Raw genomic sequence first — 15973 nt, 5'->3', positions numbered from 1 at the left:
CTAACGCTTTGTTTTTTTGTTTTTCTGTCTTGTTACGTTTGAAGTACCGTTTGATAATGGGCGAGTTCTCATATGCGACCAGGGAACACGGAACAGCGTATCTTTCAGATCATTCTGAATGAAGGGTGCAAAAGGAGACATGTACGAGATCCCAAAAGAGCGCAAGCTGCAAAGATGAGTTAGCGTAATGAGCAGTGCAATCAGAATGCCATAGAAACCAAACGCCGCCGCCGCTATCATCAGAATAAAACGCAAAATACGAACCGAAATAGATAATCCGTTCTCCGGAATGACATAGCTGGAAATGGCAGTGATAGAAACAATAATAACCATCGCTGCAGACACAACGCCTGCCTCTACCGCGGCCTGCCCGATAACAAGTGTGCCTACGATGGATACGGCCTGTCCGACCGTTCTCGGAATTCGAATGCCCGCTTCTCGCAAAATTTCGTAGGTCAGTTCCATCAGAACGGCTTCAATAAAAGCTGGAAAGGGGACACCTTCCCGTTGTGCAGCCAGACTGATCAACAAGGTAGTTGGTAACATCTCCTGATGAAATGTCGAAATAGCGATATAAAAGGATGGAGCTAGCATGGCAATCAGAAACGACAAATATCGCAACAAGCGAACAAGAGAGCTGATGTCAGCACGCTGATAATAATCTTCAGGAGATTGAAAAAAGTGCATGAATAATGCAGGCACAAGCAGTACAAAGGGTGTACCGTCTATAATGATTGCAACACGTCCTTCGAGCAGTGCTGCAGAAACCGTATCTGGACGTTCGCTATTGTAAACTGTCGGAAAGATTGTCGTGGTTTTGTCCTGAATCAGTTCTTCGATGTACCCGCTCTCCAGAATACTGTCGATATCAATTTCATCCAGCCGTCTGCGGAGCTCATCAACAACATCTTCGTTGACCGTATGTTCGAGAAATACTATTGATACACGAGTTTTGGTGACACGTCCAATCTCACGCTCCTCGATCCAAAGCTGCGGGTCACGAATACGCTTGCGAATCAGTGCGGTATTCGTACGCAAATTTTCCGTAAAACCTTCCATTGGACCACGTACAACGGTTTGAGAAACGGGTTCACCTACAGGACGGTCTTCCCAACCAGCAGCGCCAATTTTGAGTCCCCGAGTAGAGCCGTCCAGTAGCAGAATGACTTCACCGGCCAGCATCGCTTTCAACACATCATCCATATCATCAATGAACAGCACTTCGCTAGCGGTAAGAACATCGTTCTGAAGATAGCTCAGGTGTTCATCGTCCGCTGAGAAATCAGGCAAGTTACGCACTTGCATCAAGGGTTGCAGGACAGCCTGATTGATCACCTGTGTATCGACAAGCCCATCAATGTATAACAGCATCGAAGGCCATTTGTGCATGCTTTGTAATGGACGAATCATCAAGTCATTGCTATTTCCCATCATCTTTTTGCAATAAGCAATATTATCAGCCAGATCCGGATGAATGGCATGCGTTTCGTGTGCAATTTGAGTATCTGTAGCCATCCATTTCTCCCCCTCAAACATCCTTTATTTGCAAGTAGTATGACCGGGAGTGTTTTAGTTTATGAAAAAAATATGAATGAAAGGATATTTGGTCTTCATATCCCAATAAAAGCAAACAAAAAGAAGCCGTATGTTCACGGCTTCTATATTTATAAAGGGGAGATGGACTCATCATTAGTCCGCATTTTGTTTTTGACGCTGACGAGCGGGGGAATGCTTGCGACGGGAACGAGCGAACAAGGCGTTGCGGTAACGATAGACGATGCCAGCAATCACAAGCAATGCAACTAGGGCAAGAATGTATGCTGTATATTGATGGGCGAGTGTGAATACAGCGCTCCAGCTAGGACCGAACACCTTACCGATCCCAAGGAATAACACAACCCAGAACAAGGCTCCAGAGTAAGCATATAGGGCGAATTTGCGAAACGGAATTGCAGCAATACCAGAGAAATACCCTGTGAAATGACGAACACCGGGAATGAAATATCCAATAAAAATCAGACCGTATCCATACTTAGCAAACCATTTTTGCGTTTTGTCCAGCTTGTCCGGTTTAAGTAAAAACCATCTTCCATACTTCACAATAAAAGGTAGACCGGCTTTGGCTCCGATGAAATACGTAATAGTCATGCCAATCGTTGTCCCGAGAAACGCTAAGACGACAAGTGTACCGAAATCAAGCTGACCTCTGTAGGACAAATAACCCGCATATGCCATCGTCGTTTCGCCTGGGAAGGGAAGTGCAATAAACTCCAGTAGCAGGCCGAAGAACAATACACTGTATCCGTAAGACCCAAATAGCTGCTGGACCTTCTCAAGTAATTCCAATAGATTCACACTCCTGATGGTGTCATATGAATCAGGCTTTAGAAGTAGATGGTTGCCCGTTTCATGTTCGTTATTTCCTAATGCTACCGAATTGCTGATTAAGAATCAATAATCCCATATCGAAGCCAAGGTTATTTGTTGCAAAATAATAGATAAAATGATGTCTTTTTTGCGATCTGCCTCCATATAATTCTAACAAATCTGCTGAAGTCTATCAGCAAATTCAATAGAGTGCTGGAGGGTGAATTACAAATGGCGCAGGAATCTCACGAAATGATGCAACGAAATGGACAACTTATGGAGCAGCAAACTTCAACTCGTTCCTGTGGGAAGGTACGTATGTGGAAGTGTTTATCCATATGGTTTACTCTCGCTGCATTACTGCTGACAGATATGTTCGGAGCAAGCGTGCCGTCTGCCGCAGCAGCGGGGAAAAGTAAAACATCAGACAAGGTTGTCTATTTGAGCTTTGACGATGGCCCGGGCAAACATACGTCTGAGGTATTGAATATTTTACGCGATGAGGATGTTCCTGCTACTTTTTATGTGCTGGGAGAGCATGCAGAACGTATGCCGGGAATGATCAAACGAATCGTAAGTGAAGGACATGCCATCGGCAATCATACATATAACCATGAATATAACGAGTTGTACCGGAACTTTGAAACGTTCTGGCAGCAGATTAAGCGCACGGAAGATATCATTAACAACATTGTAGGCTTTCGCCCTGCACTTGTCAGAGCGCCTGGTGGAACATACGGACATTTTGACCATACGTATTTTGATCTGTTGAAAAAGGGAGGATACGCTGTCATGGACTGGAACGTAGACAGCGGTGATTCCAAGCGGAGAAATGTGCCCGCTAGCGACATTGTCGCTCGTGCAACAGATGTGCCAGCAGGAATGTCTTCTGCTGTTGTGCTGATGCATGATGGAGGTGCGCATGCCGAGACAGTAAAGGCACTGCCGGATATCATTCAATACTACAAACAGCAGGGGTACCGTTTTGAAGTGATGCAGGCTTCAGACAAACCTGTTCAATTCCAGGTCAAACCTGCGGTGAAATATAAGGTTCGCCAGTCTCCATCTGCTAGCTGGATTACCAAACATGTAAACACAAACGCTGCGCAATGGATCGTAGCCAAACCGCTCAAAATTGAATTGGGATATATGACCGTCGAACTCAAGCCGGACGAATATCGCTTCAAAGACCAGACGATAATGGTTCCCTTGCGAAGTTATATGAAGAAGCTGGGAGGCAGTATAAGCTGGGATCAAACCTCAGGTACTGCAACCACATGGTGGAAGGATCGCATAGTCCAAATTAATCCGGCGATGGGTACATTGACGTCCAAACGATTGCATAATCAGGATGGCCTGACGGTTCAAGCTGTGATGGAGAGCCGTGAAGGCACGATCTGGGTATCAGCAGGTGATTTGATAGAGCAGCTTGGAGCAAAGCAGTATACAGTCCAATCCAAGGACAGTGAGTGGGTAATCACCGTGGAGCCACCTTGGACGTCTATGGAGCATGGACATTTTTATAGCATAATTTGAAAGAAACAGCAGTTCATCTGACTATTCTCTCTACTTCCGGGCAACAATGAATCATAGATTATGATAATCACGATTCATAGGCAAGGAAGGAGAGTGTGGTTCACGTGACCAGAGTCCGAATAGAGCATGATCATGCTACCGAACTGTTAAAAAGGCTCAGCAATCGAATTGCTGATGTAATCATTGGCAAGAAACAGGAAATTCAATATATCATTGCTGCAATGCTTAGTGAAGGCCATGTTCTGTTGGAGGATGTACCGGGTACAGGAAAAACGATGCTGATTCGCACTGTGGCTTCATCATTAAGCTGTGCGATGGGGCGTATTCAATGTACATCCGATGTCATGCCAGCCGATGTGACGGGTGTATCTATATATCACGCCCCTACAGGAGAGTTCAGCTTCAGACCGGGGCCGCTGATGAACAATATCGTGCTTGCGGATGAGATTAATCGGGCATCTCCCCGTACACAGTCTTCGTTATTGGAAGCCATGGAGGAACGCAGTGTGACCGTAGACGGCACAACTCACGTATTGCCGAAGCCGTTTCTGCTGCTTGCAACACAGAACCCGTTGCAGTTTGAAGGCACCTATCGTTTGCCGGAAGCGCAGTTGGATCGCTTCATGATGCGGATTACACTGGGATATCCTGAGCCGGAGCAGGAGGTAGAACTGCTTTCTCGTGAGCGTAGCAAGGATATGTTAGAGAACATGCGTCCGATTATGCTGGCTGAAGAAGTGGTGGCCATGCAACGTGAAGTGAGGCAGGTACATGTGGATGCCGTGATCAAGCAATATCTTGTCGCTGTCGCTGTGGCTACGAGAAGTCATGACGCCGTAAGACTGGGCATCAGTCCCCGTGGAACGCTGGCCTGGATGACAGCTGTACAGGCATATGCCTACTTACAAGGTCGCAGTTACGTTGTGCCAGATGATGTGCAATCCCTCGCTGTACCGGTTCTCGCCCACCGAATTCAGTTGAAATCAATGAACAGAGCGGACGGAAGCGCAGTGCAAGAGCAAGTCATCCGTGAAGTATTGTCGTCTGTGCCTGTACCCGTGCAGATGAGTGGGCAGGGAAGGGGACGACGCGCATGAGAGGGTTTCGCGGAAGTATGGCTCAAATGTTAATGGCTGTTCTTCTGGGTGGTCTCTATTTTTGGCATGGTGGAAAATCAGCGTTGTTCTTGGCAACGGTATCCGTGCTTGTTGTGGTATATGGAATACTCCTACGTGTGCTTGGTCCCCGTCAGATTGTTATCAACAGACACTTACGACAAGGGCAGATCACAGCAGGAGAAAGCATCCGCGTTCGGGTTGAGTTACAGATGAGGTGTCCGCTTCCATTATTATGGCTCGTGGTATGTGATAACACTCCTGGGGGTATACATCGTAAATTACTTTTTCCAGGCTTGAAAAGACGATGGTCTTATCAGTATGAGATAACAGGTCTTACCCGAGGAGTACATGTTTGGCAGGAAGGGCGAGTATACTGGGGGGATATTTTTGGGTGGAGCAGAGCCTACGCCACAATTAAGGGTGAAGAGCCTGTTGTTGTGGTGCCCGGGACCGGGAATGCTGCAACATCAATCTGGCCGGAAGTCTGGACGGATCATGGTGAAGGCGTGGGAGTGCAACATCCATTGCAAGGTATACCCGGAACAGAAATTCGTGAATATCAACAGGGGGATTCCTTTAACCGAATTCATTGGAAGAGCTTAGCGAGAAGCGGAAAGTTGCATACGCTGATTCCTGATATGCCGCAAAGTACCTCACTCGCAATCATGGTATACGAAGAGTACTCAGGATATGAGGGGGTTGGGGCGGGAGAACGTAGTCAGGAAAGTCACGAAGTGTTCGAACGAGCAGTGCTTGGTGCGGCGAGTTGGGTACGTGAGGCAACAGATGCACAAACGCCTTGTGAGCTTTGGTTAAGTGGAGATGAACTCGCAAGTAAACAGGACATGCCGTTAGAAGAGGACGCAAGGCATGAAGCACAAACAAACCGTAGTCTTAATGATGCTGGTGGAAGCCGGAGTGTTCATGGGCAACAAGCCAACAGTTTGGATCATGCGTTAAGACGGCTTGCTTATGCACGTTTACATCAGGAACAGGGATCGATTGGAGAGCAACTTGGCGTTGACAGACTGGAGCATCTTTCATACGGGTCAAGTATTCTGGTCTTTACCGGACAGCTGGATGAACGTTTGGTTGCATGGCTTGAATATGCGTCGGCACTTGGCTTCCAGGCGAGAGTCCATCTAACCATGAACAGACAGATGAGGGGCACGGCGGGTGACGGGAAGGAACAATCTGGTGCATCAGCTGTGCTGAGTCCGTCAGTAGTACAGGCAAATCGTTCGCAAGTGTGGACTGAACGCCTTGTATCCAAAGGGGTAAAGATTGTCTATCAGGAGTCTATTGGAACCGTTGGGTCTTGGCATGGCGGAAAGGCAGGGATTGTTGATGTGGGAGCGTAAAATGAAACAGCAGCCCGAATCTGCAGTTCTGTCTGGACAGTCAGTGCAGACACAGCGATCGGAATTAAATTCGCCGTTATTTTCGTCTATGTATCTAACAACTCCTGTGTTATATCTATGGCTTATCACAGCGGGATTGCTCGTATTGTGCATGGAATGGATATATCCTGTGACATCTGATGGTCAAGCAGGCAGTGAGCGATTTTCGGCTGTCATGGCTGGCTATTCAGCCATCCTTCTATCCGTTGGCCTGCTGCGTACAGGCTGGATGGCTAGCATTGCGCTACGCATCCCTATGATATACGTTGCACTGTGTGTAATGTACGGAGGCAGTCATCCGATCGAATGGGGCTTATCCTACCCCGGGATACTTAATGCTGATCTGGGACAGTGGATCGATACAGGACGTTTTCGTGTGATGAGCAGGGAAACCAGAGGGTTATTTATGTTGTGCGGCTGGAGCATGTTGCTCGCCTCGGTACAGTACCTGGTATTGCTTCGTCGTAGCATATCTCTATTTGGCACGGGAACATTAGTTTATCTGATCCTGCTGGAGACTGTTGTCGGATATGATGCTTATGGTTCGGTGGTTCGTTCCGTATGCTGGCTGCTGTGCATTCAGGGCATGCTTCACCTGCTGCGCCTTTCGGAAGGCACAGGTCATGAACGGAATGCGCGGGATCAGGAAAGTGCACATGAAAGTAAAAATCGAGACATGATCCAAGGTGTAATTCGAGGTACACAACACGAAGGTACAACCCAAAGTGAAACCCAAGGTGGAACCCAGGGTGTATATCCAAGCTCTCACAAAAAGGCGGCACGACGTAACAAGAACAGCTCGCATCGAATACGGAGTAAGATTTATCTATATTGGATGGCTGTATCTGTGGGCACGGCGGTCTGTGTGGTGTTGATATCAACACTTCCTGCACGGCTCAGCGTTGTGTCACCTGCCGGACAACTCTCTGTTATGGATACGGTCGAACGTTTGGCTAGATGGGCAGGATACATCCCTTCAGGCAGTGTACCGGCTTCGCTGAGTGTGACGGGATATAGCACCGTTGATGCGCCTATGGGGGCACCCTTGGTACAAGGGAATGAACCTGTATTTGTGGCAAAAACGCCTGTCTCTACGTATTGGCGTGGGGAGACTCGTTCTTACTATAATGGCAGTGCCTGGAGTGATACGGAGCAGCGCTTCCGTTATGTCAACTCATCGGATCTGCTACGTTCCGATGGATGGGAGGAGCATCCGTACTGGCAGCGTGTTCGTCAGATCATCACGATGGAACGGGAGTGGCGTGGTCCGAATCCACTTTTTACGGGAGGGTTGCCGGTAAGTTTGTCTTTTCAAGATGGTGATGTCCTTAATAAAAAGAATGAAAAGCGACTGCTCTCTAATGAAGATACGGGCACCTTGTGGCTTGCAGGAGGAAGAGACAGGAATGAGCTTGTCCAGCATTATACGGTAGATGTGATGGTGCCGAATGTGACACCGGAACAGCTTCGGCAACGTGCAGGAATAGATGGAAAGAGTGCTGGGAACGATGGGCAGGATAGTAAGGATGACAAGAAGAACTTTAACGTGAGCGAACTGAATCATGCTGGCGGGAATAATACATCCGATCCTGCCTCTATTCGCCGAAAGGATCTACAGCTTCCGGATACACTTCCGCAAAGGGTAAGGGATCTTGCTACCGAGATCATCGGTTCAAGTACAACACGGTACGATGCTGTGCAAGCTGTGCGCAGTTATCTGAAAGCGAACGCCCGTTACTCTCTGGATACCCGAATGCCGCCGCGTGGTACGGATTTTGTGGATGATTTTTTGTTTGTGACCCGTGCGGGGTATTGTAACCATTTTTCCACCGCCATGGTGGTGTTACTTCGTGCCGAGGGGATACCGGCACGCTGGGTGAAAGGTTACGCCCCAGGACAAGCAGACCCACAGAACCCGGGGCAAGTGGTTGTCACCCAGGGGGATGCCCATTCCTGGGTGGAGGTGTATTTTCCCGGCGTGGGCTGGGTGCCTTTTGAGGCTACGCCGGGGTTTGATTCGGCGCAGGCTTTGGATGCCAGCGCCGCAGGGGTCGCCTCGGCGCAGCCAGGCGACGAAGCCCCGCTGCCGGGTGCAGGCAGCGGGCTGGAGCGTGCAGGCGCTTGGCTTGCCGCGCACGCACGTGCCCTTGTCGCGGCGCCTTGGCCGGCCGCGACGGCACTTGCGGCAGCGGTGCTGCTGTGCGCCGCTGCATGGGCCTGCACGCGGCGGCTTCGCCCCGCGCTGCGGCTTGGGCTGCTGCTGGCGTTGCCGCGCAGCAGCTTCCCGGACCGCGAGCGGCTGCTGCAGGCTGCCGCTCCGGTCTGGCACGCGCTTGCGCGCCGGTACGGCCCGCGGCCGCCGGGCATGACGCTGCGGGAATACGCAGCGTCACCCGCCGTGGCCGCAGGCACGGACGGCGCGGACATCGCGCGCTTTGCAGCCGACTGGGAGCGGCTGCTATACGGGCCAGACCGTCCGCTGCGTGCGGACAGTCTTGATTTCTTGCGCCGGGCACTTCGCCTGGCCCGGCGTCCCCCAAGACGCCAGCGCTAAGTTCCTGACGAGTCTCGTTTGCCCAAGGGTGAACGAGATTTTTTAATTTACACCACCACTCTCTATCGAGATGCAATGGAGCGAATGATAACAAACCTGGTTGGAGATGAATAGGAAGATTACTACTTTGAAACGTGAAGAATCTGTTGTCGTTGGTGGAAATTCCAATCTACATATAACATGCAGAGAAGTGAGTTTAGATTGACACACGTTACCTTCCTAACGTCAGCCCATGAAGTTCGTGCCTCCTCCATCTACTTGATCATGAGAGGCGTACCCTTATTTTTTTTACGAGCAGACAATATTTCAATTACCAAACTTCGTGGGGCCAAAATTAGGATTTACGATTCTTAACGATCACCAGTGACGCTATGTAGTCCTTTTTTGCCAGTTTAAAATTCTAACGATCACGAGAAACCTTATTTACTTGAAAAGACGACATTTCCGCTGGATTTCGGGAGTTTTATACCAAATAGCGGTTCTGAGGATCGTTAGAATTTCAAGCACTGCCTAGAGCGCATAATAAGGCTCAGTGTGATCGTTAGCATGTTCCAATTCATGTTGTGCTGCCGATTGCATATTTGCTTTTCTATATTGCCACTGGAACTTAATACCAACTTACCATCTTCACTGATAACGATGACTTTACGATGGCTTTTAATCTACGCACCCGACGGATGAAATCGGTTCTTTTATCCAATTATAAGAGTACACATGAGGTGGAGCATATGTGCATGTTATATTGAACAAAATTTCATCCTGTACACTCGCCTTAAGGAATGGCATCGACTGTCGCTTTATGTCACAACTTCCCGTTACTTGCCTGAAAAATGGAGTTTCGTCTTTCCTTGACGGTAGGTTTTGTCGTTGCGTATAATTAGTTTCATTGAATTGAGGGAGGCACGGTAATGAATAAGCAAAATGAAATTGTGGTTGTCCTTGACTTTGGAGGCCAATACAACCAGTTAATCGCCAGAAGAATCCGGGATCTTGGCGTATACAGCGAGCTTTTGCCGTATAACACACCAGCGGAGAAAATTGCTGAAATGGCGCCAAAAGGAATCGTATTCTCGGGTGGTCCATCCAGCGTATACGCTGAAAATGCACCACACGTTGATCCGGGTGTCTATGACCTGGGCTTGCCAATCTTTGGTATCTGTTATGGTATGCAGCTCATGGCTCAGCAGCTTGAAGGGAAAGTAGAACGTTCCGAGAAGCGTGAGTACGGCAAAGCAGATCTTGAGTTTGCTGCCGGTGCAGCACTCGCTCAAGGTATCGAAGGTGAACATACTGTATGGATGAGTCATGGTGACCACGTTGTCACATTGCCTCCGGGCTTCAAACTGGATGCAGGTACGGAAAGTGCGCCAATCGCAGCGATGAGTAACGACGAGCGCAAATTGTATGCAGTGCAGTTCCACCCGGAAGTACGTCACTCCGTTCGCGGTAACGACATGATTCGCAACTTCCTGTTCGAAATCTGTGGTTGCGAAGGCAACTGGACGATGGAAACCTTCATTGATGACACGATTAGAGATATTCGTGAAAAAGTGGGCGACGGCAAAGTGCTGTGCGCACTCAGTGGTGGTGTGGATTCTTCCGTTGTCGCAGCATTGTTGCACAAAGCAATCGGCGATCAGCTGACATGTATGTTTATCGACCACGGTCTGTTGCGTAAAGGCGAAGCAGAGAGCGTAATGGAAACATTTGTTGGCAAGTTCGATATGAAAGTTGTCAAAATCGATGCACAAGAACGTTTCATGTCCAAGCTGGCTGGCGTGGATGATCCGGAGCAAAAACGTAAAATTATCGGTAACGAGTTTATTTACGTATTTGATGAAGAGTCCAAGCAATTCGATGACTTCGAATTCCTGGCGCAAGGTACACTGTACACGGACATCGTGGAAAGTGGTACAGCAACAGCTCAAACCATCAAATCCCACCACAACGTGGGCGGTCTGCCAGAAGACATGAACTTCAAACTGATCGAACCACTGAACACCCTGTTTAAGGATGAGGTTCGTAAAGTAGGTACGGAGTGTGGCTTGCCAGACGAAATCGTACACCGTCAGCCTTTCCCTGGTCCGGGTCTAGCGATCCGTGTGCTTGGTGAAGTGACGGAAGAGAAGCTGAAAATTGTTCGTGATTCCGACTACATTCTGCGTGAAGAAATCGCCAAAGCCGGTCTTGACCGTGAAATCTGGCAATACTTCACCGCCCTGCCTAACATGAAGAGTGTTGGCGTTATGGGTGACGCACGTACGTATTCCTACACTGTAGGTATTCGTGCCGTAACATCCATCGACGGTATGACGGCCGACTGGGCACGTATTCCTTGGGATGTACTGGAGAAAATCTCCGTACGGATCGTTAACGAAGTTGATAACGTCAACCGCATCGTTTATGACGTCACTTCCAAACCACCTGCAACAATCGAGTGGGAATAGGTCAGGTCAGGATATTCAAATGTTATGAAAAAGCGGTACAGTCTTGAAACACAGGACTGTACCGTTTTTTTTGATATTGTAACCATGAAAAAAAGAGCCGTTAGTTTCAATTGACTTCCAATATGTGAACAACTAGTATAATAAGTAACAATACATACAGAGAGGTAAAATTATGCGAATTGCGTCTAATATAGTTGGATTAGATACGTTGAATAAATTGAAAATAAACAATAAAGCAAAAGAAAAAGATATGGAAAAGTTGTCCTCAGGCCTAAAAATAAATCGTGCTGGTGATGATGCTGCTGGACTCACCATTTCGGAAAAGATGAGGGGACAGATCAGAGGACTGGAGCAGGCCTCAAGAAATGTTCAAGATGGTCTTTCATTAATTAACACTGCTGAAGGTGGACTACAAGAAATTACAGAGATTATTCAAAGGCAGAGAGAACTGATTATTCAAGGTTCAAATGATACATATACCGAAAGTGATAGAAAAAAGATCGATCAAGAGATTAGTAAGCTTACCGATGAAATCAATAGTCTTGCGAATAGAACTGATTTTAACACAACAAATCTGCTTGCAAGAAGTGATTTTCAAGTTTTAAAGGATAGATCGAGTCACAATGTTGACATCTCTAATGTAGGACCGCTACCCAAAACCACAGATAGACAAAGATATCTAGGATTCTTGCCTATAGGCACAAATGATGAGCCTCTTAATGTAAAAAGTTCAACGACCAAAACCGAGATTAATGACACTTATAATCAGCAGGCTCAAACTACACCTATTGCTTCTCAAGATGGAAGACAAGGTTATAATGATTATGAGAAAAAGGAGCATGTGCATACGGAAACAACTTCTACGAAGGAGTACTTATTTGCAAGAGAATTATATACGGATACTGCTTATAAGGACAGGTATAAACAACTTGATATCAGAGACTCAACTGAAAGAAATATTTTGTTCCAAACAAACCTTATTCCAAATGTACAAACGGTCGGTATTCTCCCTAACTTTGGGAGATTTTCAGATGATTCAATTTCGATAGAGATTGATGGAAGCTTGACGACTTTGGCTAATATTAACATAAAAAGTTCGACCAAGGAGCTAGGAAAAATTTCCGTTCTTTATGAAAAGGATGGATTTGAGATTGAGAAGGTCATCACAACAGATGGGAGTTCTTTCAAGGCAGAGTTTAAGGTCAGAAACAACTCTGGAGATGATCATAGAACAATTAATATTCGCACTGCTTTCTCTGCCGGACACAGTGCTCATTATACGCTCTCTTCTTCTAGCGGCATACCTATCGGTGGCACAGCTTCTGGAGCACAAATACCGAACACAGGAACGGCTTTTGAAATATCAAATAGCTTAGTAGATTTTAATCTTTCTTTTTTAAGTGATGGTGCCAATACAAAACCTTCCTCATTAACAACCCCTAGCACGCGATTTGGCGTTGATGGTAGCGTTATTACTTCGACATGGGAGAATAATGATATTAGTGACGGTGAGGTTTTGGAATTTGGAATTTCATTGGATAATTTTAATTTCAAGCAGGATATTTATCTTTTTACTGAACAACACACAAACCAAATAGACTCAATTATAGAGACAACTACAACTGACATCAAAGACATAGACTATATACCTCCTAATGTTTCTATTCAGACCGGGGCAAATGAAAATCAATCCGTTAAGATTCCTTTGTTTAAGTTAGATGCAGATGGGCTGGGACTTGCCAACGTAGGACTCTTACCACCGGCTATTCCTGAGCAATCTATCGCTTCAACAGATAACGCTTTAAACAAAGTTTCAAGTTACAGAGGTTTATATGGAGCGTTGCAAAACAGAATGGAGCATACTTTGACAAATGTTGGTAATTCGTTGGGAAACTTAGCATCTTCAGAATCTCGAATCAGGGATGCAGACATGGCAGTCGAGATGATGAAGTTTAGTCAAAAAAACATTCTAACTCAAGCGGCGCAAGCTATGCTAATACAAGCTAATTTAGAACCTCAAGGGGTATTACAATTACTGAAGTAACTTGATTGTCTATAACAGTGTAGAGCTTCTGTTGATTCCTGAATCAACGGAAGTTTTTTGTCTAAAGTAAGAAGCAAGGACGATTTAATTGATTGATCAGTGAATCTTAATTTGTTATTATCAAAAAATTACATGAATGCGGTCACTTTCATGCTATTAGTATGATGGAGGTGGCCTTTATTGTGTTTAGATTCAGATTACATTTGAAAATATGAACATATTCTCGTTGTGTTTTATTATTAAACACGCTTACAAATGGATTGGGAACCGCTGAACTGATTCGATCTGTCATATAATACGAACGTTATTTAGAGGGTGTTGTATAAACATTCGTTTTTATCATTGACAAAATTGAAGCTCCCTCCTAAAATGATGATGGGAAACAAACAAATAGCGCATACTAATTCGTATAATCCTGGGGATTGGCCCGGGAGTCTCTACGAGATCACCCTAATGATCTGGCTACGAAGAGGAGCAGGCTAAGCACATGAATTCTACATGACTGCGGCGGGACATCACCCGTGCACATTAGAATTTTTTTTGTTCTTGGTCAACGGGCCGTCTGCCTGCTTCTGGTCAAGCTGAACTCTGGGGAAAGTACTTCTCAGGGTCATTTGTCGTTTTTCAATATAACTTATGGCTTCAACATCTCTAAGGAGGAGTTAGTGAATTATGGATCGTTTCTTTAAACTCAAAGAAAACGGAACAAATGTTAGAACGGAGATTGTTGCGGGTCTGACCACCTTTATGACAATGGCTTACATTCTTTTTGTAAACACATTGTTCTTAGGACAAAATGGGGCAGGGATGTCCGACAATGCAGTATTCTTTGCAACAGCCGTCGGCGCTGGATTGATGACAATTATTATGGGGTTGTTCGTGAACGTTCCGATTGCTCTTGCTCCGGGTATGGGGTTGAATGCATACTTTATGACTGTGGTTTTGAGCTCCAATGGTGCAATTAGCTGGCAGGCAGCTCTCGGTGCTGTGTTCCTTTCGGGTATCGTGTTCATTATTCTGACCGTGACTCGAGTTCGGCAAATGTTGCTTGTTGCAGTTCCACAATCCATTAAAATGGCAATCACCGTAGGTATCGGTCTTTTTATTACGATTATTGGTTTTAAACTCGCCAATCTGGTGGCAGTAACCGTGAATGTTGCACCGGATGCAGATTTGAGCCAGCCGATTCCAGGTAGCAGCTTCAACTTGTCTCTTGGAAACTTTATTACACATCATGATGCATTACTCGCTTTGATTGGTTTGCTACTGATTGCGGTCCTTATGGTAATGCGTGTTAAAGGTGCTTTGTTGATTGGTATCGTAGCTACAACGTTGATTGGTATTCCAATGGGGGTAACCAATTTGAGTGGTCTGTCCAGTGCAAGCTGGCTGCCCAACTTCAGTGACCTAGCTGTCGGGCAACTTGATCTGAAAGGTGCAATTAGCCTTGGATTGTTCGAAATCATCTTCATTTTCACATTCGTTGAACTGTTTGATACCTTCGGTACGATGGTTGGGACGGCAACACGCATGGGGATTATGAAGGATAAAGCTAAAGGTGAGAAAACGATTGGTAAAGCCATGCTCGTTGATGCTGTCGGTGTGAGCGCAGGTGCGGCACTGGGTACAAGTACGATTACGGCTTATGTTGAAAGTGCTTCGGGTGTTGAAGCTGGTGGGCGTACAGGGTTAACCTCGGTAACGACAGGTCTGTTGTTCATTCTTGCTTTGTTTATCGCGCCACTTGCTTTGGTTGTTCCTTCTGCGGCAACGGCTCCAGCTCTGATTATTGTAGGTGTACTTATGATGAGCCAAGTTCGTAGTATTGAGTGGGATGATTTTCTGCAGGCTTTCCCTGCATTCCTTACTATTGTACTGATGCCATTTACAGGCGGGATTGCGAACGGGATCTCTGCAGGTATCGTATCCTATGTTATTTTGGCTGTGTTCAGTAACTTGGTTACTGAGCGTAAAGTGAAAGTGCATTGGTTGATGTGGGTGCTGGCCGTTATCGTTATATGCCGTTACGTGTTTATCGGTGGAGAATAAGTTTGGTTTATATATGAAGAAAGCGGAGCTACGATATCACATCGAGCTTCGCTTTTTTTTGTTTCTTCTATATAAGGGTTTGAAACGTGAGCTGCAAAGTGGATCAGTTCAGAACCTTTTAGTTGCTCCGACTCAGAGATAGAGAGTCGTGTATGAAATGATATGGTCATTCAGGTGGATAAGATAATTCCAGACAAAGTTAACCTGAAATGCATGTTCTCGTGAGAATGATAAATTGTTCAGATGTTTTTAAAATAATTCTTTACAAGTGGAAGTGATACGTGGTATATTCTTATTCCGGCCAAGAAAACACAGTTTACACGGTGCGGCAAGCCACTGAAAACAAGCTTCGAAAGAAACTTGAAAAAAGAGCTTGCAAAGTTGGTTCGGACATGATATTATATAAGAGTTGCTGAAACGAACTGGTTTCGGTAGCGAGAACAAGTTTGATCTTTGAA

Annotated in this window: 9 protein-coding genes and 1 riboswitch; of the genes, 7 read left to right on the top strand and 2 right to left on the bottom strand. The window is 46.2% G+C overall.

All coding sequences use genetic code 11. From position 1 onward, the window contains the following. Both J2T16_RS28250 and J2T16_RS28245 read right to left on the bottom strand, forming a co-directional pair. Entirely contained in the window at window positions 1-1515 is a 1515-nt protein-coding gene (locus J2T16_RS28250) for a spore germination protein (RefSeq protein ID WP_336121185.1), read from the bottom strand. A 174-nt stretch (window positions 1516-1689) separates the two neighbouring features. Beyond that, window positions 1690-2346 carry a DedA family protein gene (locus tag J2T16_RS28245; protein ID WP_154960367.1) on the bottom strand — a complete coding sequence of 219 codons (657 nt, stop codon included), beginning with the start codon at window positions 2344-2346 and terminating at the stop codon, window positions 1690-1692. Window positions 2347-2598: 252 nt separating this feature from the next. Between J2T16_RS28245 and J2T16_RS28240 the strand changes: the two genes are divergently transcribed. The 7 genes from J2T16_RS28240 to J2T16_RS28210 all read left to right on the top strand — a co-directional run bounded on the left by J2T16_RS28240 (window position 2599) and on the right by J2T16_RS28210 (window position 15515). Then, entirely contained in the window at window positions 2599-3903 is a 1305-nt protein-coding gene (locus J2T16_RS28240) for a polysaccharide deacetylase family protein (protein ID WP_499020120.1), read from the top strand. Between the two features lie 104 nt (window positions 3904-4007). Next, complete coding sequence (locus J2T16_RS28235; protein ID WP_090924527.1) at window positions 4008-5000, top strand: AAA family ATPase; 993 nt, start codon at window positions 4008-4010, stop codon at window positions 4998-5000. Further along, window positions 4997-6382, top strand: coding sequence for a DUF58 domain-containing protein (locus J2T16_RS28230; RefSeq protein ID WP_499020117.1), 1386 nt, complete (start codon window positions 4997-4999; stop codon window positions 6380-6382). The genes J2T16_RS28235 and J2T16_RS28230 overlap by 4 nt, the downstream gene beginning before the upstream one ends. Then, on the top strand, window positions 6324-8975 hold the full coding sequence (locus J2T16_RS28225) for a DUF4129 domain-containing transglutaminase family protein (RefSeq protein WP_499020114.1): 2652 nt from the start codon (window positions 6324-6326) through the stop codon (window positions 8973-8975). Before J2T16_RS28230 ends, J2T16_RS28225 begins: the two co-directional genes overlap by 59 nt. Before the next feature lie 908 nt (window positions 8976-9883). Continuing rightward, on the top strand, window positions 9884-11422 hold the full coding sequence (gene guaA / locus J2T16_RS28220) for a glutamine-hydrolyzing GMP synthase (protein ID WP_090924524.1): 1539 nt from the start codon (window positions 9884-9886) through the stop codon (window positions 11420-11422). A 172-nt stretch (window positions 11423-11594) separates the two neighbouring features. After that, window positions 11595-13466 (top strand): flagellin N-terminal helical domain-containing protein, encoded by a 1872-nt coding sequence (locus tag J2T16_RS28215; protein WP_499020109.1) that lies wholly within the window; start codon window positions 11595-11597, stop codon window positions 13464-13466. Between the two features lie 385 nt (window positions 13467-13851). Then, a riboswitch (purine riboswitch) is annotated at window positions 13852-13951 on the top strand. 187 nt (window positions 13952-14138) lie between these two features. Further along, entirely contained in the window at window positions 14139-15515 is a 1377-nt protein-coding gene (locus tag J2T16_RS28210; protein WP_154891961.1) for an NCS2 family permease, read from the top strand. Window positions 15516-15973 lie beyond the last annotated feature (458 nt).

Source organism: Paenibacillus intestini, assembly GCF_030803945.1.
Taxonomy (GTDB): Bacteria; Bacillota; Bacilli; order Paenibacillales; family Paenibacillaceae; genus Paenibacillus; species Paenibacillus polysaccharolyticus.
Note: the sequence above shows the minus strand (reverse complement) of the source record. Positions and strands in the feature narration are given on the sequence as shown.